The following is a 26,612-nucleotide window of genomic DNA, read 5'->3' on the forward strand; positions in this document are numbered from 1 at the left end:
ATGCCCGAGTACAAAGCCCCACTGCGCGACATGCGCTTTCTGATCGACCACGTCTTCGACTTCCACACTCAGTACGCGGCCCTCGGCGCCCACGACGCCAGCCCGGACATGATCAACGCGATCCTCGACGAGGGCGCGAAGTTCTGTGAGAACGTTCTGGCACCGCTCAATCGCAGCGGCGACGAGGAAGGCTGCCATTTCGACAACGGCGTAGTGACAACGCCTGCAGGCTTCAAGCAAGCCTTCGCACAATACGTGGAAGGCGGCTGGCACGGTCTGGCGGCAGACCCGGCCTACGGCGGCCAGGGCCTGCCGAGTTCGCTGGGGCTGGTGATCAGCGAAATGGTCGCTTCCAGCAACACCTCCTGGGGCATGTACCCGGGCCTGACCCACGGCGCCATGTCGGCGATCCACGCCCATGGCACCGAGGAACAGAAAAACACCTATCTGCGCAAACTCACCGCCGGGCAGTGGACCGGCACCATGTGCCTGACCGAAGCCCATTGCGGCACCGACCTGGGCATCATCAAGACCCGCGCCGTGCCCCGGGCCGACGGCAGTTATGCGATCACCGGCAGCAAGATTTTCATTTCCGCCGGCGAGCACGACATGAGCGACAACATCATTCATCTGGTGCTGGCCAAACTGCCGGACGCCCCGGCCGGGACCAAGGGGATATCGCTGTTCATCGTGCCGAAATTCCTCCCGGATGCAGCCGGCGAGGCGGGGGAGCGCAACGGCGTTTCCTGCGGTTCGATCGAGCACAAGATGGGCATCAAGGCCTCGGCCACCTGCGTGCTGAACTTCGATGACGCCAAAGGCTTCCTGATCGGCGAACCGAACAAAGGCCTCAACTGCATGTTCACCATGATGAACCACGCGCGGCTCGGCACCGGGATGCAGGGTTTGTGTCTGGGCGAGGCGAGTTTCCAGGGCGCGATCAAATACGCCAACGACCGCCTGCAGATGCGCGCCCTGACCGGCGCCAAAGCTCCGGACAAACCGGCGGATCCGATCATCGTCCACCCGGACGTGCGGCGCATGCTGCTGACCATGAAAGCCTTCAACGAAGGCAACCGCGCGCTGACCTATTTCACCGCGCAGATGCTCGATGTCGCGCACCTGAGTCCGGATACCGAGGCGCGTCAGGAGGCCGAAGACCTGTTGGCGTTCCTGACCCCGATCTGCAAGGCGTTCATGACCGACACCGGGCTGGAGGTGACCAACCACGGCATGCAGGTGTTCGGCGGCCACGGTTTCATCCGTGAGTGGGGCATGGAGCAACTGGTCCGCGATTGCCGGATCGCGCCGATCTATGAAGGCACCAACGGCATTCAGGCGTTGGATCTGCTGGGGCGCAAAGTCCTTGGCAGCCAGGGCAAGCTGCTGCGTAACTTCACCAAAATCGTCCACAAGTTCTGTGCGGCGAATGCCGGGCATGCGCAATTGGGCGGGTTTGTGGCGCAGCTCGATGGCCTCAATCAGCAGTGGGGCGAACTGACCCTGCAGGTCGGCATGGCGGCGATGAAGAACCCGGATGAAGTCGGCGCCGCCTCGGTGGATTACCTGATGTACAGCGGTTACATCGTCCTCGGCTATTTGTGGCTGCGTATGGCGCTGGTCGCCCAGGCGCAGTTGGAGTCGGGCGAGGGTGATGGCGATTTCTGCCAGGGCAAACTGGCGACGTGCGAGTTCTACTTCAAACGGTTGTTGCCACGTACTGCTGCGCATCGTGCGGCCATTGAGGCAGGCAGTGATTGCCTTATGAAACTGCCGGCGCAATTGTTCTCGCTGTAACACGTCACTGTTAAACAAAAGAGCCCGCTGATTGCGGGCTTCTTTTTGGGCACAAGGCAGTGACTAAAAATAACAAAACAGTCATGGCCTGACCCTATGTGTCGCAAAAGTTGTTGGGTTACACTCCAGCTCAACGAAATCACCCTTCCACGAATCACCTGTTTAGATCTTTGCGAGGTTTGCCATGGCTGACTACAAAGCGCCGCTGCGCGATATGCGCTTCGTCCTCAATGAAGTGTTCGAAGTCGCCAAACTCTGGGCCGAACTGCCGGCCCTGGCCGAGACCGTCGACGCGGAAACCGTTGAAGCCATTCTCGAAGAGGCCGGCAAGGTCACCAGCAAAAGCATCGCGCCCCTGAGCCGCGCGGCCGACGAAGAAGGCTGCCACTGGGCCGACGGTGCCGTCACCACCCCGGCCGGTTTCCCACAGGCCTATCAGACTTATGCCGAAGGCGGCTGGGTCGGTGTTGGCGGTGATCCGGAATACGGTGGCATGGGCATGCCCAAAGCCGTGTCGGCTCAGGTCGAGGAAATGGTCAACTCCGCCAGCCTGTCCTTCGGTCTGTACCCGATGCTGACCGCCGGCGCCTGCCTGTCGATCAACGCCCACGCCAGCGAAGAGCTGAAAGCTGCGTACCTGCCGAACATGTACGCCGGTGTCTGGGCAGGATCCATGTGCCTGACCGAGCCGCACGCCGGTACCGACCTGGGCATCATCCGCACCAAGGCCGAGCCTCAGGCCGACGGTTCCTACAAGGTCAGCGGCACCAAGATCTTCATCACCGGCGGTGAGCACGACCTGACCGAAAACATCATCCACCTGGTGCTGGCCAAGCTGCCGGACGCGCCGGCGGGGCCGAAAGGCATTTCGTTGTTCCTGGTGCCGAAGTTCATGGTCAATGCCGATGGCAGCCTGGGTGCGCGCAACCCGGCGAACTGCGGTTCGATCGAACACAAGATGGGCATCCAGGCTTCGGCCACCTGTGTGATGAACTTCGACGAAGCCGTGGGTTACCTGGTCGGCGAGCCGAACAAAGGCCTGGCCGCAATGTTCACCATGATGAACTACGAGCGTCTGGGCGTCGGTATCCAGGGCCTGGCCACTGGCGAGCGTTCCTACCAGAACGCCCTCGAATACGCCCGCGACCGTCTGCAAAGCCGTTCGCCGACCGGCGCGCAGAACAAGGACAAGGTCGCTGACCCGATCATCGTTCACCCGGACGTGCGTCGCATGCTGCTGACCATGAAAGCCTCGAACGAAGGCGGCCGTGCCTTCTCCACTTACGTGGCGATGCAGCTCGATACCGCCAAGTTCAGCGAAGACGCAGCGACCCGCAAGCGTGCGGAAGATCTGGTTGCCTTGCTGACGCCAGTAGCCAAGGCATTCCTGACCGATCTGGGTCTGGAAACCACCGTCCACGGCCAGCAGATCTTTGGCGGTCACGGCTACATCCGCGAGTGGGGCCAGGAGCAACTGGTGCGTGACGTGCGCATCACCCAGATCTACGAAGGCACCAACGGCATTCAGGCACTGGACCTGGTGGGCCGCAAGATCGTTGGTAGCGGCGGCGCGTTCTACAAGTTGTTCGCCGACGAGATCCGCCATTTCACCGCGACTGCCAGTGCTGATCTGGGCGAGTTCACCAAACCGCTGAATGACGCCGTCGACAACCTCGACGAGCTGACTTCGTGGCTGTTGGACCGGGCGAAAACCAACCCGAACGAAATCGGCGCTGCGTCGGTCGAGTACCTGCAAGCCTTCGGCTACACCGCTTACGCCTATATGTGGGCATTGATGGCCAAGGCGTCGCTGGGCAAGGAGGCGCAGGACGATTTCTACGCGAGCAAGCTCGGCACGGCGCGGTTCTATTTCGCCCGTCTGCTGCCGCGGATTCACTCGTTGAGCGCGTCGGTGAAGGCTGGCAGCGAGTCGCTGTTCCTGCTGGATGCTGCGCAGTTCTGATGATGTAACGTCATGTAAGCGATCTCTTACATGACGTGCTGCTGTTCTCCCATAGGCGTAGATTGGATCCAGAGCTAATCTACTTTCCATGGACGTCGCGCAGGAAGCGCAAAGCAACAACACGGACACGTAAGGATTCTGCCAGGGTGGCGGAGTGAAATGGATGTCAGGGAAACAGTCTGCAAAGCCCCGCTTCGGCGGGGTTTTCTTATGCCCGCAGAAAAGTTTTCAGCTCAGCGAATCCAGACCTGGCGCAGCTTTGAGCGGTTTGTCCTCGCGTTGCATCACTTCCTCCAGCAACGTCCGCAGCAAGGCCAACGACGCCTGCTGACGCTGCACATCGCGACACACCAAGCCCACCTTCAGCGGCACCCGGGGTTCGCTGATCGGTTTCCACAGCAAGTCCTGATCGTCGTACTCCTTCTGTGAGCGCCCCGGCAGCACCGTCGCCAGCCGTGTGTGCGGCAGGCTGTCGAGAATCCCCACCATGTTGTTCAGTTCCGCCTGTACCTGCGGGCGGCGCCCGAGGCTGGCCAGTTGTGCCTGCCAGATCTGGCGGATCTGAAATTCCTCGCCCAACAGCAGCATTGGCAATTCAGCTGCCTGGCTCATCGAGACTTTCTTGAATTCGCGCAGCGGATGATCCGCCGGGATGACCAGTGTCAGTTCATCTTCGTACAGCATCACGCCGTGCAGACCCGGCTGGCGTGGCGGCAGATAGCTGATGCCGATATCCAGCGAACCATTGAGCAGGCGCCGCTCGATCTCCAGCCCCGTCAGTTCATAAATCTGTACTACCAGATGCGGCTGGGCCTTGCGCACCCGCTCCAGCATTTGCGGCACCAGGCTGGTGTGCACGGTTTGCAGCACACCGATCGCCAGTGTACGCAGCGCCTGCCCCTTGAAGTTGCCCAGCGCCTCGCGCGCACGTTGCATGCCGTCGAGAAGTGGCAGCGCGTGGTTGTACAGCGTATGGGCGGCGAGGGTCGGCAGCAGGCGTTTGCTGCTGCGTTCGAACAGGGTGACGTCGAGGTTCTGTTCCAGATGGCGGATCTGCTGGGACAACGCGGGTTGAGAGATCGACAGGCGCTCGGCGGCACGCCCGACATGGCCTTCTTCGTAGACCGCGACGAAATAACGCAGTTGTTTGAAATCCATAAGTGATACTTATCGAAAATGCTGGGAAATCGAAATGGCTCGGCGCCTTGAAGACGCCTAGTCTAACCGCATTCACAAGGCTTACAGGGCCGGAAAGCGCAATGACCAGCGTTTGCTTCGAAAGTGTTTACATAGGCAGTTCAAAAAACCTCAATCGAGGTTTTTTTCAATGAATCTGTTCAGCTTGCGGCGCCAGGCGCCGAGTCTCGATGACCTGGCTTTTGAAACCCGTGAATCGGATGCCGCTGACGGCCTGAATGCCGAACGCCTGATGCCCAGCGTCGAGCGCCCGCAGCAGGTTTTCGTTCGCGGCCAGGGTTCCTGGTTGTGGGACAGCAATGACCGCGCCTACCTGGACTTTTCCCAGGCCGGCGGCGCCAACAGCCTGGGCCACAGCCCTTCGGCGCTGGTCAAAGCCATTGCGGGTCAGGCCCAGGCCCTGATCAATCCCGGATTCAATCTGCACAACCGCGGCATGCTCAGCCTCGCCGAGCGTTTGTGTGCCAGCACTTCCAGCGATCAGGCGTATCTGCTCAACAGTGGCAGCGAAGCCTGTGAAGCCGCGATCAAACTGGCGCGCAAATGGGGCCAGCTGCATCGCGGCGGCGCCTCGCGGATCATTGTCGCCAGACAAGGCTGTCACGGACGTAGTCTGGCGACGATTTCGGCGTCGGACAGTTGCAACCTGCACAATCGCTTCGCGCCGCTGCTGCCGGGTTTCGATCTGGTGCCGTTCAATGATCTGCCGGCGCTGCATGCCGCAGTCGATGCGCAGACCGTGGCGATCATGCTCGAACCGATCCAGAGCGATGCCGGTGTCATTCCGGCGACCGAGCATTACCTCAAGGGTGTCGAGCGCCTGTGCCGTGAACTGGGGATTCTGCTGATCCTCGACGAAGTGCAAACCGGCATCGGCCGCTGTGGCACCTTGCTCGCCGAACAATCCTACGGCGTGCGCGCCGATATCGTCGTACTCGGCAAGGGCCTTGGCGGTGGCGTACCGCTGGCTGCGCTGCTGGCACGAGGCAAGGCCTGCTGTTTCGACTTCGGCGAGCTGGGCGGTACGCATCACGGTAACGCCCTGATGACCGCCGCCGGCCTGGTGGTACTCGACAGCGTGCAGGACCGCGCCTTCCTCGAACAGATCCGGGAAAACGGCCAGCATCTGCGCGAAGGGCTCGCCCGTCTGGCCCATCGTTATGAACATGGCGAGTTGCGCGGGCAAGGGCTGTTCTGGGGACTGACCCTGTCGGAAGACTCCGCCGAGGCCGTCGTCAAAGCCGCGCTCCATGAAGGCTTGCTGCTCAACGCCCCACAAGCCAACTGCCTGCGCTTCACCCCGGCACTCACCGTCAGCAAGGCCAATATCGACGAAATGCTCCTGCGCCTGGCCCGCGCCTTCTCCCGGGTGCGCACCGCCCAACTGCAATGCCGCAAAGGGATTGCCGTCTGAGCTGAAGTTTCCCACCCGAATTCAAGAACCGTCTCGCGGTATAACGCACGCCCCACGCCTGATTCTTTTGGCGTGGGGCGTTTTTTTGTGGCCGGGTAATGGCAAGTAGATGGCGAGATCACGGGTTGCACTGAACCCTGACAAACGGCACAGGTCGATTAGCTTGTATGGCTCAGTCGAGCCAGCCCCCAATCAGGAGCAGCCCCATGGACTTCATTCGCATCATCATCGCCATTATCTTGCCGCCGCTGGGTGTGTTTCTGCAGGTCGGGTTCGGCGGCGCGTTCTGGTTGAACATTCTGCTGACGCTGTGCGGTTACATCCCGGGGATCGTGCACGCGGTGTACATCATCGCCAAGCGCTGAGTTTCAATCCGCCAGGCCCATCACTCGCCGATAGAACCGCCATTCCTGCTCCAGCGCATGGGCCTGATTGACGGCCCGGCGGAAGCCGTGGCGTTCGTCGGCGTAGTAATGCGCCTCGACCTCGATGCCGTTTTGCTCCAGGGCCGCGACCATGTCGCGGGTCTGTTGCGGCACGACCACGGCGTCCAGTTCACCCTGAAAGAAAATCACCGGCACGCGAATGTTGCCGGCGTGCAGCAACGGCGTGCGGGCCGCGTAGCGTTCGGCATCTCGCTCGGGATCGCCGATCAGCCAGTCCAGATAATCGCCTTCGAACTTGTGTGTCGCGCGGCCCAAGGCTACCGGGTCGCTGACGCCGTACAGGCTGGCGCCGGCGCGGAATACCTGATGGAACGCCAGTGCGCACAGCGTCGTGTAACCGCCGGCGCTGCCGCCGCGGATAAACGCACGCTCGCCGTCGATCATGCCGCGATCATTCAGGTAAGCGACGACCGCACAGGCATCCTCGACATCCACCGCGCCCCAACTCAGATGCAACGCTTGTCGATACTCCCGGCCATAGCCGCTGCTGCCGCGGTAGTTGAGGTCGGCGACGGCGAAGCCGCGTTGCGTCCAGTACTGGATGCGTGGATCCAGCATCGGGTAGCAAGCTGAAGTCGGGCCGCCGTGAATGAACACCACCAGCGGCGGTCTGGCATCGCCATCGATGGCCGGGTAAAAGAAGCCGTGCGCTTCACCTGAACCGCTGGGATAGCGCAGTGTATGCGGTCGGCTGATGCGTTCGGCAGGCAGCGGTGCAACGCCTCCGGCCAGCACCTTCACTTCACGGGATTCGCGATCTATGGCAAGTACTGCTGAAGGGCTGACCGGTGAAGCGGCGATGCAGTAAATGAATTGATCATCGACCGCCAGATGACGGAAGCGACTGTAGTCGCCAGTAAAGTCTTCGCCGTTGAGCGCCAGACGACCGAAACCGCCTTCGCTCCAACTTGCCAAATAGCCTTCGCCGATGGGCAGCCAGGTGCAGCCGCCGAGTTGCCACGGCGCTGGTGCATGATCGGCCTCGGCAGAAGGTAACGGTTGCAGGCCGTCTGCGGACTCGATCCACGGTTGCCAATATCCGCCACGGTCGGTCAGGCAGCCCAGTCGGCCATTGGCATCAAAGCGCGGTTGCTGGATCGACTCTTCAAGCGATTCACCAGCCACGCAACGGGGGGCAGAAAACCCGTTCTCCGAACGCTCGGCGAGCATCAAACGGGTGGACGTCCACGGCTGATGTGGGCGGCTCCACTCGATCCACGCCAGGCGCTGACCGTCCGGGCTGATGATCGGCGACGCATAAAAGTCTGCGCCTTCAACCAGCTTATGACGGGCGCCATTTGCCAGATCGATGGCCACCAGCCGATGGCAATCACCGTTTTCTTCAACGGCCAACACCTGACCGCCGGCAAAATGCAGATCGCCATACCGACACTCGCTCGACGTCAACGCCTCAGGCTCGCCATCCAGCGTCTGGCGATACAGCTGCTGATCCGCCTCGTTGACGAAAACCACGCCATCAGGCGTCAGACAAAACGCCCCACCGCCATATTCGTACACACGGCTACGCACGCTGAAACCCGCAGGCGTCAGACATTTCGCCACGCCATCGCGCCAGTGCCAGATCCGGCACGCAGCGTCTGCCGGCCGGTATTCATTCCAGAACAAACCATGGGCGCCGAGCTGCAGTTCGGCGAAATCCACACCGGCTGCAACCGCGGCAGTGGCGCTGAAAGGCTCAGCCCTTGGCGATGAGGCGCGAGTTTCGTTCATTGCGAAAGGCCAGTTGTTCGATGGTCTGGGTGGCGTGCTCGGCTTCTTCGCGGGCCTTGAGGATCACACCGTGATGTTCGGACTTGCTGCACACCGGATCGGCATTGCTGGCATCGCCGGTGAGCATGAACGCCTGGCAGCGGCAGCCGCCGAAGTCCTGTTCTTTCTCGTCACAGGAGCGGCACGGCTCGGGCATCCAGTCATAACCGCGAAAACGGTTGAAGCCGAACGAGTCGTACCAGATGTGCTGCATGCTGTGGTCGCGCACATTGGGAAATTGTACCGGCAGCTGTCGGGCGCCATGACAGGGCAGGGCGGTGCCGTCCGGCGTAACCGTCAGAAACAGACTGCCCCAGCCATTCATGCAGGCTTTCGGGCGCTCTTCGTAATAGTCCGGGGTGACGAAAATCAGCTTGCATGGATGCCCTTCGGCTTCCAGCTTGGCGCGGTATTCGTTGGTGATGCGTTCGGCGCGGACCAGTTGCTCTTTGGTCGGCAACAGGCCGACACGATTGAGCTGCGCCCAGCCGTAGAACTGGCAGGTGGCGAGCTCGACGAAGTCCGCCTCCAGTGCAATGCACAGCTCGATGATGCGGTCGATCTTGTCGATGTTGTGCCGATGGGTGACGAAGTTCAGCACCATTGGATAGCCGTGGGCCTTCACGGCGCGGGCCATTTCCAGTTTCTGCGCGAAGGCTTTTTTCGAGCCCGCGAGCAGGTTATTCACTTGCTCATCGCTGGCCTGGAAACTGATCTGGATGTGATCGAGCCCGGCCTTCTTGAAGTCGCTGATTTTCTGCTCGGTCAAGCCGATACCAGAGGTGATCAGGTTGGTGTAGAAACCCAACTGGCGCGCTTCACGGATCAGTTCGGCAAGGTCCTGGCGCACCAGCGGTTCGCCCCCGGAAAAGCCCAGTTGTGCCGCGCCCATCTCCCGCGCTTCGCGGAACACCTTAATCCATTGCTCGGTGCTCAGCTCTTTGCCCTGTTCCGCGAAATCCAGCGGATTGGAGCAGTACGGGCATTGCAGCGGGCAGCGATAGGTCAGCTCGGCGAGCAGCCACAGTGGCAGGCCGATTTCCGGTTTGGCCGGGACTTGCACCGATGACTCAGGCAAGTTCGATCCAGTGCTGCGCACGGGCAACCTCCATGAATTGCTCGATGTCGTCACCGAGCTCGGGTACGCCGGGGAACTGTCTGTCGAGTTCGGCGATGATCGCCGCGACATCTCGCTCACCGTCGATCAGGCCGCCGATCAACGCAGCACTTTCGTTGAGCTTGATCATGCCTTCCGGGTACAGCAGCACATGGCCTTTCTGCGCCGGTTCGTACTGGAAGCGGTAGCCGGGACGCCAGGTCGGGGTCTTGCTGCGGTCGAAACTCATAAGGCGATTCCTTTATGCCAGACCCGTTGATCGGTGACGCTGTGATACGGCGGGCGGTTCAGTTCGTAGGCCATGCTCATGGCATCGAGCATGCTCCAAAGGATGTCCAGTTTGAACTGGAGAATTTCCAGCATGCGCTCCTGGCCTTCGCGGGTCTTGTAGTGTTCGAGCGTGATCGCCAGACCATGCTCGACATCGCGCCGGGCCTGACCGAGGCGAGTGCGGAAGTACTCGTAGCCAGCCGGGTCGATCCATGGGTAATGCTGCGGCCAGCTGTCGAGGCGCGACTGGTGGATCTGCGGCGCGAACAGTTCGGTCAACGAACTGCTGGCGGCTTCCTGCCAACTGGCGCGGCGGGCGAAGTTGACGTAGGCGTCCACGGCGAAACGCACGCCGGGCAGCACCAGTTCCTGGGAGCGCAGTTGATCCGGATCGAGGCCGACGGCCTGGCCGAGACGCAGCCAGGCTTCGATGCCGCCGTCTTCACCGGGAGCGCCGTCATGGTCGAGCAGGCGCTGGATCCACTCGCGACGGATCTCGCGATCCGGACAGTTGGCGAGGATCGCCGCGTCTTTCAGGGGAATGTTCACCTGATAGTAGAAGCGGTTGGCGACCCAGCCCTGGATCTGCTCGCGGGTGGCCCGGCCTTCATACATCGCCACGTGATACGGGTGATGAATGTGGTAATAGGCGCCCTTGGCGCGCAGGGCCGCTTCGAATTCGGCGGGGGACAGCGGGGTGTCGGTCATTGCGGTTCTCCAGGCCATTCGTTACAGGACGATGCTCATGCCGTCATACGCCACTTCAACATTGCGTCGCACCAGTTCCGCACGCTCCGGCGAGTCTTCGTCGAGAATCGGGTTGGTATTGTTGATGTGGATAAGCACTTTGCGCTGCTCGGGAAGCTGTTCCAGCACTTCGAGCATGCCGCCGGGGCCGTTCTGCGCCAGGTGGCCCATCTCGCGGCCTGTGCGGGTGCCGACGCCACGGCGCTGCATTTCATCGTCGTCCCACATCGTGCCGTCCACCAGCACGCAGTCGCTGCCGGCCATAATGTCCAGCAATGGTGCATCGACCTTGCCCAGGCCCGGCGCATAGAACAGTTTGCCGCCGGTGCTGAGGTCTTCGACGATCAGGCCGATGTTGTCGCCCGGATGCGGGTCGAAGCGGTGCGGCGAGTAGGGTGGTGCGGCGCTGCGCAATGGCAGCGGGGTGAAACGCAGGTTCGGGCACGCGGCGACGGTGAAGCTCTGGTCGAGTTCGATGCGGTTCCAGTCCAGCCCGCCGTTCCAGTGCTTGAGCATGGTGAACAACGGGAAACCGGTGCTCAGGTCTTCGTGGACCATGTCCGTGCACCAGACCTGATGCGGGCAGCCTTCGCGCAGGCTGAGCAGGCCGGTGGTGTGGTCGATCTGGCTGTCCATCAGGATGATCGCGCTGATGCCGGTGTCACGCAGGGCACGACCCGGTTGCATCGGGGCGAAGCTCTGGAGCTGCGCACGGATATCCGGCGAGGCGTTGCACAGCACCCAGTTCACGCCGTCATCGGAAATCGCGATGGACGACTGGGTGCGGGCCTTGGCATTCAGGCTGCCGTCGCGAAAACCGGCGCAATTGACGCAGTTGCAGTTCCACTGCGGAAAGCCGCCACCGGCGGCCGAACCCAGAATCTGGACGAACATGAACGCTCCATCATTTCAACGCTGAAAATAAAACGCCCCGGCGAGCCGAGGCGTTGCACTGCAATTCTGACGAGGCAGAACTCAGCGGCTGGCGAAGTACATGGTGACTTCGAAGCCGATACGCAGGTCGGTGTAAGCAGGTTTGGTCCAAGCCATCGGGTGACTCCTTCTTCAGGTGGGTGAGATAGCGCTATCCATAGGTATAGTCCACGGCAGCGCTGAGATGTTCCAAATAGTTAGGTGGCTATGTTACTCAAAATTTCAGGGGGTTTGCCCGTGAATCTTTGGGAAAGCTCCTTGCAGCCCCGGTAATGATCATTTTGCCGCTTGCCATGGCGCGCCTGGCGCAGGGTCACTGGACAGGCCGTGCCAGCCACCCTCGGCGCGGATCAGGCGTTGTGCGGCGGCCTGCAATGCCGGGCGATCCAGTTGAACGATGGCGCTACGCAATTGCACCAGATAATCCGACGAGTGGCCGGCGAGGCGGGCCTGCCACAGGAGCTCGGCCGCCTCTTTGCCGGACAGGGCGCTGTCATCGAACTGATCGGCAAGCGTCTGGCGTTGCTGGGTGAGGCTGGCGTCATCGAGTTGTTCGATAAGGGCTGGCAGGCCATTGAGAAACTGCTGAATGTGATCGAGCAATTGCGCTGCGGTAGCCGAGGGCGATTGCACGCCGAACAGCAATCCAGTCTGGCCATGGATCTGGTGCAACCCGCTGAACACTGCATAACCGAGTTGCAGTTCGACTCGCAGACGTTGGTAAAACGGCGTCTGGCACAGGTGCGCGAGCAGGCGCCACGCGGCTTCGTCGTCGATTTCCTGGCTGGCGGTCGGGCAGAACAGCAACAAGGCGTGTTCGCTGGAAGCACTTTCGATCTGGCGCCACAGGTAACCGGTGTTGATTGCTGACGGTGCGGGCAATTGATTGTCCGGTGTGCCGGGGATGCGACTCAGCGCCAGGCCCATGGCGGGTTGGGTCTGTGGGTTGAGGCTCAATGCCAGGCCATCCCAGCGGGAAGTTGTCCACAGGTGCGTGGCGTCATCGGATTCACCTGCCACTGGCAGGCACTGTTCGGGCAGTACTTTGAGCAGTTGGCGGATCGGTATCAGCGCAGGTTGCAGCTCGCCATTCGCGGAATCGACGCCCACTTGTGTCAGAGATTTCAGCGCATGTTCCAGCACAGCGGGCAGCGTGTCCTGCAGACCGGTCACTTTCAGCAACCACTGATTACCCGTGGTGCTGAACGACAACTCGACCCCGGCCTGACGTGCTTCATCCGACATTTCCCGCAGACTGCGTTGCAGTTTCGCTTGCAGCTCGGCCGTGGCCGCTGCTTCCGTTTGCCAGCGCACATACACCGCGCCTACGTCGCTGTTATCCGGCAGTGCCTGACTGAACTGCATCGGCGAGCGTTCACGGCGGCTGCGCGAGCGATCCTGAGCGAACGTGCGCAGACCCCGGTGAGCGCTGGTCTGGCCACGGATCAAGCCGGCGTTGGCCAGCGGTTCGGCTGTGCGCAGGAACGGGTTGGCAGCCGGCAGATGCCAATGGGGACTGAAGTTATCCACAGTGCCAATTATGCCGAGAGTCTCTTTGAGTGCCGTAACGGCCGATTCAGGCAGGCCGCTTTCGAGTTGTTCGCTGTCGAGGCGAGCGAGTTGCAGCGCACTGCTGACTTGCTGTTGACGCTGAAGCTGTTCCGCGTATTCCGCACGCAATGCTGGCCAGTCCTGCTGCGCTGCGAAGAAGCTCAGCCAGTCGAGAGATTGTGCGCGGATGGCGTCGAGTGATCCGGATGCCGCAGTGAGTTGAAGATGCAGCAAAGCCTGCCCGGCAAACTGATAGAGCGGAAACGCCTGTAACCCTTGCGCCAGACCCTGCTGCTGCAAATGCGCGAGCAACCCACCGGGTTTGGCGTTGTTCAACCAGTGACAGAGAAACGCCAGCGCTTCGGCCGATGACTTCGGCAGGTCTTCCAATGCAAACAGCAGATTGCCGTGTCGCTCGCCGACCTGTTGATAACTTGCCTGCGGGTTGTCCATCAAGCGAACGGGCGCTGCCTGCTCAGTTTTATCCCCAGGTGTCAGCGCAGCAGCAAACTGCTCGGCCAGCGTTCGCAGCTCTTCAATGTTCTGCGGTCCTACCAGGCTCAGTGTCATCTGCCCGGTGCGATAAAACTGCTGGTGGAAGTCTTTCAACGCCTGCTGAAACTCCGCCTGCTCTACTGGCAGGCTGTCGCGATTCCCGGCATGAAAGCCGCGCAACGGATGCGCTGCTGACAGCCCTTCGAACAGCGCTTCTTTCTGCTGAGCATCGGTGTCCTGTGACCATGCGACAAACTCCGCCTGCAGCACTTCCCGTTCCCGCAACTGGTCGTCCGGATCCATACGCGGATGGGCGAGCATGTCTGACAGACGCTCAAGCCCGCCGCTGAAGGATGCTGGCGGTAACTCAAAGAAGAAATCGGTGGTGCGCTCGCGGGTGCTGGCATTCACCTGGCCGCCGTGACCTTGTACGTAGGCCATCAGCCCTTGCTGTGCAGGAAAACGCTCGGTGCCGAGGAACAGCAAATGCTCAAGGAAGTGCGCCAGTCCCGGCCATGCCAACGGCACATCATGACTACCGGCAGCCACCCGCAACGCGGCGGCGCTGCGCTTCAGGCCGGGTACGTGACGCAGGGTCACGCGCAAGCCGTTGGCCAGGGTTTCGGTGTGGGGGCGGGGGTGAGTCGGCGCAGGCATGGGCACTTCCAGAACAGTGAAGTGCCAATGCTAGCGGATTAGCGCTTGTTGAGCGCGTCGTAAAGTTCGGGGCGGCGGTCGTTGAAGTAGCGGTTGGCGCTGCGGGAGTCGACCATCAACTGGCGATCCAGCTCTCCGACGATCAGTGCTTCATCCAGCCCGGCCTGGGCGATGCGGCTGCCATCCGGCGCGGCAATGCTGCTTTGCCCGCAGTAATGGATGTCGCCTTCGTGGCCGCAGTAGTTGGCGTAAGCCACGTAGCACTGGTTTTCGAAAGCGCGGGAGCGCACGGAAACATCGGCAATGAAATCGAAAGGAATCATGTTCGCCGTCGGTACCAGAATCAGCTCGGCACCTTCAAGGGCCAGGCGCCGGGCGTTTTCCGGGAACTCCAGGTCGTAGCAGATCAGGAAGCCGAGCTTCCAGCCGTTGAGCTCGACGATGGGAAACTCGCCATCGCCGGGGCTGAACATCGAACGATCCAGATCGCCGAACAGGTGCGTCTTGCGGTAATTGCACAGGCGCTCGCCGTTTGAATCGATCAACTGCACGGCGTTGTAGATCTGCCCTTCGGCGGTGCGCTCAGGGTAACCGTAGAGAATCGCCAGGCCGGCAGCCTTGGCGATTCGTCCGACTTGCTGCGCCCATTCACCGTTGTAGACCTCGGCCAATGTCGCGACCGCCTCCTTGCCGATGTTGTAGCCGGTCAGGAACATCTCCGGCACCACCAGCAAATCGGCACCTTTGGCCTCCATCGCCAGTTGATGCAGGCGCTGGAGGTTGGCGGCCGGTTCCAGTGGCAGCGGTGGGCATTGGTAAAGGGCTACACGCATCGGGAATTCCTCTTACTCGGGCAGGGCGATCGGGCCGATGTCGTTGAACACATCACCCGGGCCGGGGTTCTCTTTATGTGTGGACCCGCCAAAGTGCTTCATGATTCCCCACACCGCGTTGAGCGATGTCTGCACCGCGCCCTCGACCCAGGCCGGCGTCCACGACACGTCATCGCCGGCGATGAAAATCCCGCGCTGCTCCGGCGGCATGTCGTCCTGCATGAAGTGCGCGTACATGCGCTGGTTGTAGCGATAGTGACCGGGCAGGGCGCCCTTGAACGCACCGAGGAAATGCGGGTCGGCTTCCCAGGAGACGGTGATCGGATCGCCGATGATCCGCGCGGCGATGTCGACTTTCGGGTAGATCTTCTTCAAGGCATCCAGCGCCAGTTTCACGCGTTTTTCCACCGGGTGCGGGAGCATCTTCAACGCATCGCTCATCCACGAGTACGACAGGCAGATCACGCCGGGCTTGTCGTCGCCGTTGTCGAACAGATAGGTGCCGCGGGTCAGGCGATCGGTGAGGGTCATGCTCATCAGGTCGCGGCCGGTTTCCGGGTCCTTGTCCTTCCAGAACGGGCGGTCGACCATCACGAAGGTCTTCGACGATTGCATGTAGCGCGTACGGTCGAGGGCCATCCACATCTTTTGCGAGAACAGGGTTTCGTCGCATTCGATCTGGGTGGTCAGCAGCCAGCTCTGGCAGGTGGTCAGTACGGCGGCGTATTCGCGAGTGTCGCGGTTGTTGTCGGTAACCGCGAAACGTCCGTCAGGCGCGTGGGCGATTTTCTTCACTCCGGAGCGCGGCGCGCCATGGTGCAACGACTTGAGGCTGGTGCCTTGCGGCCAGTGTACGCAGTGCTCCGGCGCATGACGCCAGATACCTTGTGGCACTTGTTCCACACCACCGACCACCAGGTGTTGGTGATCGTCGCAGTTGGTCATCACCACGCGGAAGATCTCCAGCATCGAGTTGGGGAAGTCCGAGTCCCAGCCGCCGGTACCGAAACCGACCTGACCGAACACTTCGCGGTGATGGAACGACAGTTTGGCGAAGGCTTTTGACGTGGCGACGAAGTCATAGAAGGTGCGGTCGTCCCACAGTGGCACCAGGGTGTTCCACAGTTCCTTGAGGCGTGGCACGTCACGGTCGCGGATGGCTTGCTGGATATCGGCGAACTGCGAGCCGGCCTCCAGAGCGTCGGCCCAGGCGTCCGCCACTTCCTGGAACAGTGCAGGAAGATCCTTCAGGCTCTGTGCGTAATGAGTTTTGCCTTCCAGGTCGATCACGGTGCTGCCGGAGGCGGGTGTCAGCGGGTTCGGGAAGGGCTTGGTCTCCAGGCCGAGTTTGTCGACGTAGTGATAGAACGCGGTGGAAGACACCGGGAAGCGCATGCCGCCAAGCTCGGCGACGATGCCGTCAGTGCCGTTGAATGCCTGGGAACGCAGACGGCCGCCAAGCTTCGAGGCCTCATAAACGACGGGTTTCAGGCCGAGCTTCATCAGCTCGTAAGCGGCCACCAGACCTGCGATGCCGGCGCCAACAATCGCCACTTCGGCGCCGTGGTTGTGCTCGGGAATGCTGCCCAGGCCGGCGGGGTGTTCGATCCAGTCGTCGAAGGCGAACGGAAAGTCCGGGCCGAAAATGGTGATCGGTTTCTTACCGTCTGCAGGATGGCGATTGTTCTTGTTCATGGCTGACCTTGCTGGCGACCCGACGCCGGATGCGCGTCTGAGTATAGGAAAAGATGCCAGCCATTCTAGGGAGCGTAGAACACGTTAATAAGACGCAAAGTGTCGTCGATTTGAGTGTTTGTGCTGCAATATGACGAAAATATTGGTCAGACTGGATGCCCGCGATCAATCTTGCTGCTGAGGATGATCGAGGTCGTGGTCTTCTCGACGCCGTCTACGCTGCCGATCTGATCCAGAAGTTGATCGAGCTGTTCCGGCGAATCGGTTCGCAGCCACGCCACATAATCGAATTCACCACTCACCGCACACAACTGCTGCACCTGGGCCATCGCGCTTAACCGCCGCAACACCTCTTTGCCGGAGCGCGGCTGCACCTTGATCCCGACGTACGCCTGCAACCCGCCATCCACCACGCGCTGACCCAGGCGCACGCCATAGCCGGTGATGACTTTGGCCTTTTCCAGCCGCGCCAGTCGCGAAGTCACGGTCGTGCGGGCGATCCCCAGTTGCCTGGCCAGCATCGCCACGCTTTCGCGGGCGTTGATTTGCAGGGCAGCAATCAGCTGGCGGTCGATTTCATCGAGCACGGGTGGGCGGATGTCGGGCAAGGGCAGGCTCCAGCGGTACGGATCAATGGGGTTACATGTTACAGGCTCGTCACGCGAGGCGCTTGTGAGTGCTGATTGAGCGGCTGAGGCCAGGCAGCCGCCGCATCGGGGGATTTTACTGAAACAAAAGATCAGACAAATGATTTGACTTGCCTGCTGCCTTTATAAAAAATGGCCTCAAGAGCGCGAAATCTGCTGCCTTGCAGGGCTTCAGCAGACGTAGGTACCTCAGCGATGCTGCAACATCGGTGTAAGGTGAGACCTCTTCATCCCATTTCCTGAGGATGCCAATATCAGGATTCAAATACTCAAGGGGAGCCAACAGGCTCCCCTTTTTGTTTGTCCTGAAGAACGTACCTCTTGTAGAGAAGTTCGCCCTGGCGGTGCTTGTTCATCGCTCTTGCCGGGGCATGCATGAAGTTCCACAGGACGTGTCCGTGCCTGACATCCACCACGACTAGCATGTCATTCTTTGCCTCGTAGGCGTTAATGAAGGCCAGGCGGTATCCACCGTTGTCGTACAGGACTCTCCAAATCTCAAAAGGTCCCGTCAGCGTATCAATGGCATGTCGAACATAGCGCTCTCGTGAGTCAGCCCGCTTTTCGACAATATGGGCGAGCTTGTCCCTCATGACCGCAACGTTTCCGATCGGGGTGAGGATAGTGACTGCCAGTAATGCCTCATCGATAAATCCGAAGTGAGCCAAGAGTATTCTGAGTGCTCCTTGCGCATCGTCTGCCCTTTTCACTTCCTCAATGGCGGCTGAGCGAAGCTCTCTGGTCAGTGTCCGCAGGTCGGGCAAAGCTAAGTCGATCCATGTTTGTTGGCCACCTGCTTCTTTGACCAGTGGCGCAGCACTCACGAGCATGAAAGTAATCCTTGGCGGGCAGCGGCGCCCGGAGATTACTCGCTCGGAGAAAAGGCTAACAAGGCTGAAAGCTGTGTGAAAACACAGCTTGGGAAATAGCCTACAGACCTTGCGGTAGTCTTCCGAACATTGCGCTTGTGAAGAACGTAAACGCCAAACGACAGGCGAAAAAAAGCCGCGCGAGTGCGCGGCTTTTTCATGTTTGGTGGGCCCACACGGACTTGAACCGTGGACCAAAGGATTATGAGCCCGAGATAGGATGGCCACTTTACGGGGTAAGGCCAGAAAATCCAATAGCTCCAGAGCTTTTCTGTGCATATGTGCAGCGATGAAATCTTCCTGAATTGGACGGAGGTTGGACGGAAAAAACTCTGCTGTGATTCCTGCGACATGGTGTTTGGGTAGTCAATTCGCAGCCTCCGTTAGAGGAATGTTGATTGAAACGTCTTGTTCATCGTAGGCAATGAAAGTCCCATACTTGTACTTTTCGGATTGCATTCTTAATTCGTCGGTATCGCTTTCAAATAGGGTGAACCTGTATTTTTTTGAGTAAGAGGCTGATCCAGGCTCGGCCGTAACCGTGAGTGACACTGTGTATTCACCTGGATGCAAATTGAAAAAGGTGTTGAACATAGCCGTGAATGGAGCAACTGCAGCAGGATCTGCTTCGACCAACACCTTGCTATCTGAGGGTTGAGCATCAAGTTTTTGGCGGATATCAGCCTTAAGCAGCGAAAGGCTTGATCGATACGCCTTTTCTGTTTGCCGATCAAACGAGTTGAAAAAGCCGACACCGTGTGACCAGCTTTCGCCCGGTTTTAGTAAAAACGGAACGAATAAAGTGGAGGAGGCTGATGAGGGGGTTTCGAAGTAAGACATCGCTGGTAGAGAAGCCATCGGCCGGCCGTCTCGCGTCAGATCGGCACGCATAGATCTGATCCTAAGCGCACGTCCGCCTGAGTTGGTGATGCCCACCGCCAATCCGACATTGGTGTTCCCGACTCGATGCATTAGCTGGATACGACTATGCACCTCGACGTCCAGACGACGTGGTCGAATTAGCAAATGGATTGGCGGGATTTGTGAAAGAACAATCGCTGAAATCGAAGCAACGAAAGACCAAAATTTCCAGTCTAGGTAAAAGGGAACAGTGAGGTCTGGCGTCACGTACCACTCCTTCGCGCCCTAGGGCGCCGCTATAGTCTTTTTTCCCACTTTATTCCATTTGAGATTAGCTGCGCGCCAACCATTCTGGAAGCAAGCTTATGAAATGACGGAAAAGTCCTCAATGCGCTGAAAAATAAGGGTTGAGCATGAAAAAATACTCCTCATACGCGCCCAAAAAAATCCTAAGCTGATTAGGCGCTGTTTCTTTCAAATTTGATGAAAACTGCGTTTTTTGACCCGATAGACCAATGAATAGGGCGCTCTACAAAATCGCCTGGTTTGGTCATTCTTCAAGCATGAGGTGCAACCAGCTTTCACAGCTCCTCAAAAGATTGCATTCATTGAAATTGGCATCCCTTCCCTAAGGCCCCCGGCCAGCCTATGCCCTAGATGCTTTTGTATCTCCGCCGGCTTTGCACAAAAAAACGGTTCAGAGCGCGCCGGCGGGAGGGGGATAAGTGCTTTTTCAGCTGTTTTTTTATGCGTGGCAGAATTTTCAGAAGTGATCAGGTCAATCTGTGATGTGAGGCCAATGCCGTCAGTCGCCGAGATGATGTGGCGCTATTTGGCTATCGGTATACTGTCTGCATATACAGTATTTCGGTAGGATAGGTAAGCGCGATGAATAGAGAATCTGCGAGAGCCACAACCTTTGGGTCAGAAGGGGTTGCGCAGTGGCGGGTCATGCTGCGAGACGAGGTGGCGCTGCTCGCAATGCCCGGTGCTCATCACAAGACATTGCTCAGGGAAGCTCATGCCCTGTATCAGGACCATGTGATCGATACTGACGAGCTGAGTGACCTGCTGGAGTTAGCGGACGCGGCGTTGGCATACGCGGTTGAATCGCTACTTGATCTTGACGCCGACGAGTAGGGATCACTATGCATGTACTTGTCACGCCCATGCGTTTACGTGGTGTCGCTCTGGATCCGAAGGAACGGCGCCGCTATCCGGCAATCCGCGGGAACGTCATGGTCAATTCTGTTATCTGCCATGAATTAGGCCGAGCCGCCAACATCGCTCGCATTGAGGTAGGCATGCCGCTCGACCCGGATCCTTTACCACCTTTACTTGACGCAACTCTCGCAGGCATGGCCGTCACTGGGTTCGTGCTGAGTGGAATCGAATATATAGACGGTTGCGCTTATGCCCAGTCCTGGTGGTGTCGCCTGTAACGCCCTTGAAGCGGCTCCCAGATTATCCATTAAACGCTAAGATTCTTTTGATGAAACCTGTAAAGTGATGATTTTATCGGGAGATTTTTAAATGGATGTAAATTTATTCATAGGCTTGTGTGAGCGGTATAGGGATAGCGTCAAAATAGACGAGTCACTTGATAGTTATCAGAAAGTTTATGAAGAAGCTCGATCATATCTAAATGATTCAAACATAGTTATTTTTGACAAAATTTCAGTATTGAGACGAAAAGTCGCAATTTGGGGTATTAAAAACAACGTCGCCATTGATTTATACTGCAAAGTTTTGGACTCTATACTTGAATGCGGAAGGCCAATATTGGAAGTTGGCAGAGGCACTTCCAATCAGAACTGGGAAGAAGTGATTCGTGTAATACTACAAAACCAAGCCGCTTTACATTGGTTTCGCAGCACCAATCCTCGCAAGTTAGAAAATGATGTTCGGTCATTCTCCCTAGCATATGTGGCCCTAGAGAAGGATGGGATTCGGTTCGATGAGAATGAAACCACCATTCATATCAGCAGCGATAGCTACAGCATTATAGATAGCAAGATTGAGGAATATTGTAGTCTTATTGGTGGGAGGCAAATATTAGAGCTTACCATGGAAAAACTTTCCCCATTGTACGACCCGTCTCTTGGGAGATTTTTACTCTTTCGGAAGCTTGCAACAACAGAGCAATCAGTTTCGGCAGATATTCCTTTCGGTTATTTGTTAGCACTTGGAGCCAAGTATATAGACATAAAAGGCGGACGATATCCACACGGGGATTTTGCAACACTGTTATTGTTTTGTCAGAATCTCGTTTCGATTTTTGAGGTGCAACCCTATAATTTTTATGAGGCGATGCATTTAGACGAACGAACGCTCATAAGATTTTTGCAGGAAAGCCTATGGTACGACACTTTGATTTGTTTCTCGCAGTTAAAGGGCCAGCACGCAAAAGAACTTGTCGGGCACGCGGCGAATTGCTTTAGAAAAAGAGGATTGGTGTCTCTTGGATTTGGCATTAATGAAATTAAGAAAGTTGCTACTGCATTAGTCTCCTTATCGAACGGCAGAAAATCTGTCTCTGCTAATGCTGCAAAAATATCGAAAATAAGCGGAGTTGCAGCATATAGAGTTGAAAAGATAATGGATCGACTCCTCTCTTTTACACCACATTCAGTTAATGCAACTTTGGCGTTTCCTCCGATAAGCAACGACATAGACTATAACTTTAGGCCGGCTGTAAAAACCAATACCGGCTATTATATTTACCCTACTAGCTTGACTGCGCTCGCAGCTCGAAATGCGGTGTTTTGGTGCATTTCTGCTCCCGACGGCTTAATAAATAAAAAGAACGAGTCGGCGCTAGGGATTGATTTAGAAGAATTAATCAGGTCCAAGCTTGAAAGGAAAGGCATTCCCGTAGTTACAGGGGTTAATAGAAAACAAAAGGGGAAAGTCGAGCTTGAAAGTGATCTGATTCTTGAGACTGAAAAACTAATAATTTTATTTGAGATTAAAAAGAAAGGTTTAGTGCGCACTTCCAGATCCGGAAATGAAGTTGACCTGCTGCAGGATCTCGCTAAAAGCCTACTGCATTCCCATGTCCAGGCTATGCGTATAGAGCGACACTTAAAAGAACATGGATCGATCGAACTAGAACATAAAGGCAAGAAAAGTTTAGTTGCATTTAATAATAGAAAAATCTTTAGAGTCTCTGTAAGCTTAGATGATTTTGGAGCGCTTCAGGATAAGTTGGTTCTACAAAAGGTTTTAACTATTGCAGCCATCTCAACCATAAGCCATCCGGACAAAACGCTCGATGCCAATTTAGTAAAGTGGCGTGAGTATTCATCTGAGTTGGCAGAACTTGCAGATTATTGCGATGAGTTCAGTGAGAGTAGCCACCCTTTTTATGACTCTTTTTTTCTAAGTATCCCACAACTCATTACGATCATTGATGACGCGAAAGGTGTGAACTGCATCGCTCAAAGTTTTGGATATATGCAGTCTATTACTAGAGGGACGCGAGACTTTTACAAAGAGTATCAAGAAAACCGACGATTTTTACAAAATAGGTCTACTCCGTAATCGGCCGAAGCTTTGCATTCGCGGCTTTTGCCACTGATGCATAATTTTCGAAGATACTAGAGTTAGTAGGGGGATTGCCGGGTATATGGACATGGCCGGACAGTTGTAAATTCATAAGCTCAACTAAATCAAGTAATTCACAAATTATGCGGAGAGCGTTAATGTTTTCCGACCCTAACCAAGTTTTGGGGGCATGCATGTGCTGCCCAATACCTGACACACTTAGGCGCAAACCTTGAATCCGCTCCTGCATATCGCCGCCCACCGTGGCGTTGTGCTTCTGTCCCACCACCAAGTTCAAATCCCGGCCTGTCGCCTGGTGCAAATCGTCCACCGCCGCCAGACTCGCAGATCCGCCCGACAGCAATTTAACCGCGCCCAGGGCCTCGATCTTTTTCACACCACCCACCGTTTCGGTCGAATGGTCGTCGACGACCCGCGTATGGCTCTGGAACTGTTCACGGTTGTCCAGCGCTTCAACCTCGCGCTCGATCGCTTGATCCCGGATCTTGCCATCGGTCTGACGTAACCAGTTGCCGTCCGCGTCGACCCGCTGTTGGGCGGTGCCGCTGTGCTGCCACACCTGGTCACCCTTCGGCACCTTGGGCATGCTCAGGCCGTGCGGCAGAATCGACTGAATGTAGGGTTTATTCGGCAGGCCGTAGGCAAAACACACCACCACCCGCGTGCCTTCTTCCGGAAAGGCGTAAATGCCCATTTCCTCGCCACCGGTGGGCAGTGGCAGCGGTACACCGGTCAGCGGTGGCATGGCCGGATCTGGCTCGTCGTCTGGCCCGAGTACAACAATGTCCACGGCATAGCGCGGGCGGAAGTCGTCACACAGTCCAGCGTCCGCCGGCGCATCGGCCACGGCTGTGACCTGGGCGAATCGCGGCAGGTGATAGCCACCGGTGAGTTCGGGAAACTGGCGCTCTACAGCGCGGCGGATTGCGTCTTCCATCGGATAGCCATCTGGTCATTGGCGAGCGCCACACTGGTGACGCGCTCGCCGGCGTTGATCGTTGCACCTGGACGTAGCCCCGGAAGGGCCGCGACCATTGCGCTCTGGTTGCCCTGGTAGCCGTCGAACAGCTCCGTGGGGATTTGCAGCGGCGCCCGGGCGCCAAAAAAACTGTCGGCCCAACTGCCGGCGAACACTTCGCCGTTGCCCAGCTGGTGCCAAGTGAAGTCGGGAATGCTGAAGACGCGGGACAGACTGTCCATCGCCTGGTAGCCGGCGGCGAGGCTGTAGAAATACGGTGCTTTCACACCGGCATAGGGTTGATCCGGAACCCGAAAGCGCAGCCCGGTTTGCTCACTGATAGCGGCCAGCACGGCGCGCAGGTCGACGTGGCGCAGATTCAACGGCAACGGGTTGGCCAGCACAGCAGCCAGCTCACGGCAGAACAGCACCTGCTCTTTGGCATTGGCGGCGGTGCAACGCTCGACGTAGCCGATGAAGTGGCGCTGCAGCGTGCGGTCGTTGTAGCCGATATCCAGCGTCACCAACCCTTTCAGCGGCTCAGCAGACTGAACGGTGAAGTTCGCCCGCCCTGGACTGGTGGCGTCCAGCCGAACGTCTTCCTTGACCAGGCGAACATGCGCGCCATTGATCGACAGAACCTTGTGCAGTTTCACGTCTGCTCACTCCCCAGCCACTTATCCACGCGGCCCAGCACCTTTTCAAAGCCGCTCAGTTCCGGGTTGTCGCTCGAACCTGAGCCGCCCCCACCTTCGCCCACCGCGCTGCCCGGGGCGCCTTGGGCGTCGACCTTGTTGCCGGCGCGCCGACCCTCGACCTTTTCCGGGTTCGATTCGCGCTCGCTGAGGGTGAATTGCACCAGCCAGGCTTTCAGGTTGTCCGCCTCCCGGGCGCTGACGCCTTCGGAGAACTCCACCTGGCGAACACCGAACGCCTCGGCGGTATCGTTCACGACGCGGTACAGATGCAACTCCCCGCCGCTTGCCGTGGCTTCGGCCATGCGCATCAGGTCAGTCAACTGCACCCGATCAACAAAGGGGATCATCAGCGACACGGCCAGCGTCTTGGGCTTGAACCCCTTGTGCGCTTTGTCGGTGTTGCTGGTCTGCCCCGACATGTCACCGCTTTCGATGCGCAGATTGCCGGTGACCTTTAGGTTTTTCCCCTGGACTTTTTGCCCGTCGAGTAACAGCGTCATAGGCCCACCAGCTCCTGTACAAAACTCAGACCTTCCTTGGTGCCGACCAGCAGCATTCCCGCGCACTGCACCCACTCATGCCCCGGTGCGTCGCCGCTCAGCAGCTCCTGGCGCAGCTCACTGGAGTTGCCGGGGCCGATCAGACGTGCGCGGATGCTGACATCCGGATTGCCCTCGGCCAGTAGGTTTTTCAGGTCGGCCAGTTGTTGATCTCGGCCCTGTTGCTGGGCGACCTTGCGACCGGCCAGCGCTGCCAGATCGCCCAGCGGCGAACTGTCGGCGGCGTAGCCCTCCAGCACGGCCAACTGGCCGGCCATGGACTGTTTCGCGGCCTTGACCACCGTGCAGCGCTCCAGCGGCAGGGTCTGCCAGCGCGGGAGTGGGCCGGCGCCGGGGATCTCCCACTTGTCGCTCTCAAGTTTCATCAGGTGCTGGGCGCGCCGCTCCGTGCGCACCAGGTCGGGAATCGGCAGTAATGCGTTGAATCGGGACAGGCCACTGGCCAACTGTTCCAGGCGCGTGCCCAGGAACAGAATCGACAGCGCGTATTGCGGCCCCGCCGGACGCCCGGAGTCGGTCGCGTCTTCCAACTTTCTGGCCAGGTGTTCCAGGACGTTCGGCGCCGACAGGAAACGCTGGTAGCCCGTGCCCTGGCCGATGCCGCTCTGGAATGGCGTCACTACCAGGCACGCCGGCACCTGGCCCAACTGTTCAGCCAGCGCCGCCCGACCGGCTTCAATGACGCCTTTCGCGGCATCGCCGACCGGCCCCGGGTTGGTGCTGGCCAAACCTTCCAGACCTGCCACCCGCTGGGCGGTGCTGACCAACTCACCCGTGGCCAGATCCTTGGCGGCGGACAGCCCACCCATCCACTGCGTGGCCTGCTCCGGCCAGCGCATTGTCACCGGTGCCCAGGTCATGCCGGCGGCGTCCAGGTGATGGCTTTCATCGCCTTGAGGTTTTTGTCTTTCAGGGCCTTTTCAACGGACTGGCGCAACAACTCGGCGCACTGCTGGGCGCTTTGACGAAAGCGCACCAGGTCGTGGCTGACCTTCTGCAGTTGGGCGATGGTGTGGGGCCGGAAGGCCAGCACCTGGTCAGCATCGGTACACGGGTAAACGTCATCCTGTCCCAGTAACACCTGGGCGTTCAGGTTCACCTGGTCATCGATGGCGCTGCTGTAGCGGTACGCGTCGCCCAGGGCGTTGGAGTTGAAGCCGCCGGCAACGTAGGCGGCGCAATCAGCGGCGATCGCCTGCAGCTTTTTTTCCCGGAGTGCGGCCAGCACGGCATCGATGTCGTCGACCCATTCGCCGTCCTTCCAGATCTGGTTCGGCCCGGGCTTTTTCATGGTGAAACCCGCCGGCACCGGCTCGAAGCCTTCGAGCGTGCGCGGCTCGCCGGTCGCGGTGTTGTACACCACCACGCCGCCGAAATAGTCCACCAGCTGCCAGGCCTTGCCGTTCCACCAGGCCGCTTTATGTTCGGGGATCTGCGGCGGTGCTGTCTCCACACAGCCGCCCGGGATCATGTACACGCCCGGTTCCAGCGGCGATTCGTCGGCGGTCACGGTGCCCACCAGGATTCCCAGGTGGTTGGTCTGATAGACGATTTTCTCGCTCATGCT

25 protein-coding genes are annotated in these 26,612 nt (G+C 58.7%); 7 read left to right on the plus strand and 18 right to left on the minus strand.

Annotated features, from left to right (window positions below; all coding sequences use genetic code 11):
- Both AC07NR_RS12995 and AC07NR_RS13000 read left to right on the plus strand, forming a co-directional pair.
- On the plus strand, positions 1 to 1,797 hold the full coding sequence (locus AC07NR_RS12995; protein WP_495078703.1) for an acyl-CoA dehydrogenase C-terminal domain-containing protein: 1,797 nt from the start codon (positions 1 to 3) through the stop codon (positions 1,795 to 1,797).
- Positions 1,798 to 1,981: 184 nt separating this feature from the next.
- Positions 1,982 to 3,760 carry an acyl-CoA dehydrogenase C-terminal domain-containing protein gene (locus AC07NR_RS13000; protein WP_085709197.1) on the plus strand — a complete coding sequence of 593 codons (1,779 nt, stop codon included), beginning with the start codon at positions 1,982 to 1,984 and terminating at the stop codon, positions 3,758 to 3,760.
- Positions 3,761 to 3,988: 228 nt separating this feature from the next.
- On the opposite strand, the gene AC07NR_RS13005 is transcribed toward AC07NR_RS13000, so the two are convergent.
- Positions 3,989 to 4,918, minus strand: coding sequence for a LysR family transcriptional regulator (locus tag AC07NR_RS13005; RefSeq protein ID WP_495078704.1), 930 nt, complete (start codon positions 4,916 to 4,918; stop codon positions 3,989 to 3,991).
- A gap of 169 nt (positions 4,919 to 5,087) precedes the next feature.
- Between AC07NR_RS13005 and AC07NR_RS13010 the strand changes: the two genes are divergently transcribed.
- Positions 5,088 to 6,371 carry an aspartate aminotransferase family protein gene (locus tag AC07NR_RS13010; protein ID WP_495078705.1) on the plus strand — a complete coding sequence of 428 codons (1,284 nt, stop codon included), beginning with the start codon at positions 5,088 to 5,090 and terminating at the stop codon, positions 6,369 to 6,371.
- 206 nt (positions 6,372 to 6,577) lie between these two features.
- Positions 6,578 to 6,736 carry a YqaE/Pmp3 family membrane protein gene (locus tag AC07NR_RS13015; protein ID WP_065259115.1) on the plus strand — a complete coding sequence of 53 codons (159 nt, stop codon included), beginning with the start codon at positions 6,578 to 6,580 and terminating at the stop codon, positions 6,734 to 6,736.
- A 3-nt stretch (positions 6,737 to 6,739) separates the two neighbouring features.
- Here AC07NR_RS13015 and AC07NR_RS13020 read toward each other — a convergent pair whose 3' ends face one another.
- The 12 genes from AC07NR_RS13020 to AC07NR_RS13075 form a co-directional block, all read right to left on the minus strand.
- Positions 6,740 to 8,548 (minus strand): S9 family peptidase, encoded by a 1,809-nt coding sequence (locus AC07NR_RS13020; RefSeq protein WP_495078706.1) that lies wholly within the window; start codon positions 8,546 to 8,548, stop codon positions 6,740 to 6,742.
- On the minus strand, positions 8,514 to 9,650 hold the full coding sequence (gene pqqE / locus AC07NR_RS13025) for a pyrroloquinoline quinone biosynthesis protein PqqE (protein ID WP_371807421.1): 1,137 nt from the start codon (positions 9,648 to 9,650) through the stop codon (positions 8,514 to 8,516). The genes AC07NR_RS13020 and pqqE overlap by 35 nt, the downstream gene beginning before the upstream one ends.
- A 7-nt stretch (positions 9,651 to 9,657) precedes the next feature.
- On the minus strand, positions 9,658 to 9,933 hold the full coding sequence (gene pqqD, locus AC07NR_RS13030; protein WP_007959876.1) for a pyrroloquinoline quinone biosynthesis peptide chaperone PqqD: 276 nt from the start codon (positions 9,931 to 9,933) through the stop codon (positions 9,658 to 9,660).
- Entirely contained in the window at positions 9,930 to 10,682 is a 753-nt protein-coding gene (gene pqqC / locus AC07NR_RS13035) for a pyrroloquinoline-quinone synthase PqqC (RefSeq protein ID WP_011336228.1), read from the minus strand. Before pqqC ends, pqqD begins: the two co-directional genes overlap by 4 nt.
- Before the next feature lie 21 nt (positions 10,683 to 10,703).
- Positions 10,704 to 11,615 carry a pyrroloquinoline quinone biosynthesis protein PqqB gene (gene pqqB / locus AC07NR_RS13040; protein WP_493065745.1) on the minus strand — a complete coding sequence of 304 codons (912 nt, stop codon included), beginning with the start codon at positions 11,613 to 11,615 and terminating at the stop codon, positions 10,704 to 10,706.
- 81 nt (positions 11,616 to 11,696) lie between these two features.
- Positions 11,697 to 11,771 carry a pyrroloquinoline quinone precursor peptide PqqA gene (pqqA, locus tag AC07NR_RS13045; protein ID WP_003444522.1) on the minus strand — a complete coding sequence of 25 codons (75 nt, stop codon included), beginning with the start codon at positions 11,769 to 11,771 and terminating at the stop codon, positions 11,697 to 11,699.
- A 159-nt stretch (positions 11,772 to 11,930) separates the two neighbouring features.
- Complete coding sequence (pqqF, locus tag AC07NR_RS13050; RefSeq protein ID WP_495078707.1) at positions 11,931 to 14,357, minus strand: pyrroloquinoline quinone biosynthesis protein PqqF; 2,427 nt, start codon at positions 14,355 to 14,357, stop codon at positions 11,931 to 11,933.
- A gap of 38 nt (positions 14,358 to 14,395) precedes the next feature.
- Positions 14,396 to 15,190, minus strand: coding sequence for a carbon-nitrogen hydrolase family protein (locus tag AC07NR_RS13055; RefSeq protein WP_007959880.1), 795 nt, complete (start codon positions 15,188 to 15,190; stop codon positions 14,396 to 14,398).
- A gap of 12 nt (positions 15,191 to 15,202) precedes the next feature.
- Complete coding sequence (locus AC07NR_RS13060; protein ID WP_495078708.1) at positions 15,203 to 16,885, minus strand: flavin monoamine oxidase family protein; 1,683 nt, start codon at positions 16,883 to 16,885, stop codon at positions 15,203 to 15,205.
- Positions 16,886 to 17,031: 146 nt separating this feature from the next.
- The gene (locus AC07NR_RS13065) at positions 17,032 to 17,493 is read right to left on the minus strand and encodes an Lrp/AsnC family transcriptional regulator (protein ID WP_007959884.1); all 462 of its coding nucleotides are present in this window, start codon (positions 17,491 to 17,493) and stop codon (positions 17,032 to 17,034) included.
- A gap of 308 nt (positions 17,494 to 17,801) precedes the next feature.
- The gene (locus AC07NR_RS13070; RefSeq protein WP_119427637.1) at positions 17,802 to 18,362 is read right to left on the minus strand and encodes a PBECR2 nuclease fold domain-containing protein; all 561 of its coding nucleotides are present in this window, start codon (positions 18,360 to 18,362) and stop codon (positions 17,802 to 17,804) included.
- A gap of 405 nt (positions 18,363 to 18,767) precedes the next feature.
- Entirely contained in the window at positions 18,768 to 19,529 is a 762-nt protein-coding gene (locus tag AC07NR_RS13075) for a hypothetical protein (RefSeq protein WP_495078709.1), read from the minus strand.
- 684 nt (positions 19,530 to 20,213) lie between these two features.
- On the opposite strand from AC07NR_RS13075, the gene AC07NR_RS13080 reads away from it, so the two are divergent.
- The 3 genes from AC07NR_RS13080 to AC07NR_RS13090 all read left to right on the plus strand — a co-directional run bounded on the left by AC07NR_RS13080 (position 20,214) and on the right by AC07NR_RS13090 (position 22,805).
- Entirely contained in the window at positions 20,214 to 20,402 is a 189-nt protein-coding gene (locus AC07NR_RS13080) for a hypothetical protein (RefSeq protein ID WP_495078710.1), read from the plus strand.
- A gap of 8 nt (positions 20,403 to 20,410) precedes the next feature.
- A complete protein-coding gene (locus tag AC07NR_RS13085) occupies positions 20,411 to 20,704 on the plus strand; it encodes a hypothetical protein (RefSeq protein ID WP_495078711.1) in 294 nt (97 codons plus the stop codon).
- Positions 20,705 to 20,795: 91 nt separating this feature from the next.
- Positions 20,796 to 22,805: a hypothetical protein gene (locus AC07NR_RS13090; RefSeq protein WP_495078712.1), complete on the plus strand. Its 2,010-nt coding sequence runs from the start codon at positions 20,796 to 20,798 to the stop codon at positions 22,803 to 22,805.
- Here the strand turns inward: AC07NR_RS13090 and AC07NR_RS13095 are convergent.
- The 5 genes from AC07NR_RS13095 to AC07NR_RS13115 are packed head-to-tail and all read right to left on the minus strand — an operon-like array spanning position 22,795 to position 26,609.
- On the minus strand, positions 22,795 to 23,766 hold the full coding sequence (locus tag AC07NR_RS13095) for a hypothetical protein (RefSeq protein ID WP_495078713.1): 972 nt from the start codon (positions 23,764 to 23,766) through the stop codon (positions 22,795 to 22,797). The genes AC07NR_RS13090 and AC07NR_RS13095 overlap by 11 nt on opposite strands.
- Positions 23,739 to 24,443, minus strand: coding sequence for a hypothetical protein (locus AC07NR_RS13100; RefSeq protein ID WP_495078714.1), 705 nt, complete (start codon positions 24,441 to 24,443; stop codon positions 23,739 to 23,741). Before AC07NR_RS13100 ends, AC07NR_RS13095 begins: the two co-directional genes overlap by 28 nt.
- Positions 24,440 to 24,985: a baseplate complex protein gene (locus AC07NR_RS13105; RefSeq protein ID WP_495078715.1), complete on the minus strand. Its 546-nt coding sequence runs from the start codon at positions 24,983 to 24,985 to the stop codon at positions 24,440 to 24,442. The genes AC07NR_RS13100 and AC07NR_RS13105 overlap by 4 nt, the downstream gene beginning before the upstream one ends.
- A complete protein-coding gene (locus tag AC07NR_RS13110) occupies positions 24,982 to 25,905 on the minus strand; it encodes a hypothetical protein (RefSeq protein ID WP_495078716.1) in 924 nt (307 codons plus the stop codon). The genes AC07NR_RS13105 and AC07NR_RS13110 overlap by 4 nt, the downstream gene beginning before the upstream one ends.
- Positions 25,902 to 26,609 (minus strand): DUF4376 domain-containing protein, encoded by a 708-nt coding sequence (locus tag AC07NR_RS13115; protein ID WP_495078717.1) that lies wholly within the window; start codon positions 26,607 to 26,609, stop codon positions 25,902 to 25,904. The genes AC07NR_RS13110 and AC07NR_RS13115 overlap by 4 nt, the downstream gene beginning before the upstream one ends.
- Between the last annotated feature and the right edge of the window lie 3 nt (positions 26,610 to 26,612).

It is taken from the genome of Pseudomonas sp. GW821-FHT09C09 (genome assembly GCF_059418105.1).

What these genes read in the sequence shown, in the direction of transcription:
- AC07NR_RS13080 (WP_495078710.1), top strand. Translation starts at nt 20,214, where the DNA reads ATGCTGCGAGACGAGGTGGCGCTGCTCGCAATGCCCGGTGCTCATCAC.
- pqqC (WP_011336228.1), bottom strand. Translation starts at nt 10,682, where the DNA reads ATGACCGACACCCCGCTGTCCCCCGCCGAATTCGAAGCGGCCCTGCGC.
- AC07NR_RS13105 (WP_495078715.1), bottom strand. Translation starts at nt 24,985, where the DNA reads ATGACGCTGTTACTCGACGGGCAAAAAGTCCAGGGGAAAAACCTAAAG.
- AC07NR_RS13000 (WP_085709197.1), top strand. Translation starts at nt 1,982, where the DNA reads ATGGCTGACTACAAAGCGCCGCTGCGCGATATGCGCTTCGTCCTCAAT.
- AC07NR_RS13015 (WP_065259115.1), top strand. Translation starts at nt 6,578, where the DNA reads ATGGACTTCATTCGCATCATCATCGCCATTATCTTGCCGCCGCTGGGT.
- AC07NR_RS13005 (WP_495078704.1), bottom strand. Translation starts at nt 4,918, where the DNA reads ATGGATTTCAAACAACTGCGTTATTTCGTCGCGGTCTACGAAGAAGGC.
- AC07NR_RS13095 (WP_495078713.1), bottom strand. Translation starts at nt 23,766, where the DNA reads ATGGAAGACGCAATCCGCCGCGCTGTAGAGCGCCAGTTTCCCGAACTC.
- pqqF (WP_495078707.1), bottom strand. Translation starts at nt 14,357, where the DNA reads ATGCCTGCGCCGACTCACCCCCGCCCCCACACCGAAACCCTGGCCAAC.
- AC07NR_RS13055 (WP_007959880.1), bottom strand. Translation starts at nt 15,190, where the DNA reads ATGCGTGTAGCCCTTTACCAATGCCCACCGCTGCCACTGGAACCGGCC.
- AC07NR_RS13110 (WP_495078716.1), bottom strand. Translation starts at nt 25,905, where the DNA reads ATGACCTGGGCACCGGTGACAATGCGCTGGCCGGAGCAGGCCACGCAG.
- AC07NR_RS12995 (WP_495078703.1), top strand. Translation starts at nt 1, where the DNA reads ATGCCCGAGTACAAAGCCCCACTGCGCGACATGCGCTTTCTGATCGAC.
- AC07NR_RS13070 (WP_119427637.1), bottom strand. Translation starts at nt 18,362, where the DNA reads ATGCTCGTGAGTGCTGCGCCACTGGTCAAAGAAGCAGGTGGCCAACAA.
- AC07NR_RS13020 (WP_495078706.1), bottom strand. Translation starts at nt 8,548, where the DNA reads ATGAACGAAACTCGCGCCTCATCGCCAAGGGCTGAGCCTTTCAGCGCC.
- AC07NR_RS13115 (WP_495078717.1), bottom strand. Translation starts at nt 26,609, where the DNA reads ATGAGCGAGAAAATCGTCTATCAGACCAACCACCTGGGAATCCTGGTG.
- AC07NR_RS13085 (WP_495078711.1), top strand. Translation starts at nt 20,411, where the DNA reads ATGCATGTACTTGTCACGCCCATGCGTTTACGTGGTGTCGCTCTGGAT.
- pqqD (WP_007959876.1), bottom strand. Translation starts at nt 9,933, where the DNA reads ATGAGTTTCGACCGCAGCAAGACCCCGACCTGGCGTCCCGGCTACCGC.
- AC07NR_RS13010 (WP_495078705.1), top strand. Translation starts at nt 5,088, where the DNA reads ATGAATCTGTTCAGCTTGCGGCGCCAGGCGCCGAGTCTCGATGACCTG.
- pqqB (WP_493065745.1), bottom strand. Translation starts at nt 11,615, where the DNA reads ATGTTCGTCCAGATTCTGGGTTCGGCCGCCGGTGGCGGCTTTCCGCAG.
- AC07NR_RS13060 (WP_495078708.1), bottom strand. Translation starts at nt 16,885, where the DNA reads ATGAACAAGAACAATCGCCATCCTGCAGACGGTAAGAAACCGATCACC.
- AC07NR_RS13090 (WP_495078712.1), top strand. Translation starts at nt 20,796, where the DNA reads ATGGATGTAAATTTATTCATAGGCTTGTGTGAGCGGTATAGGGATAGC.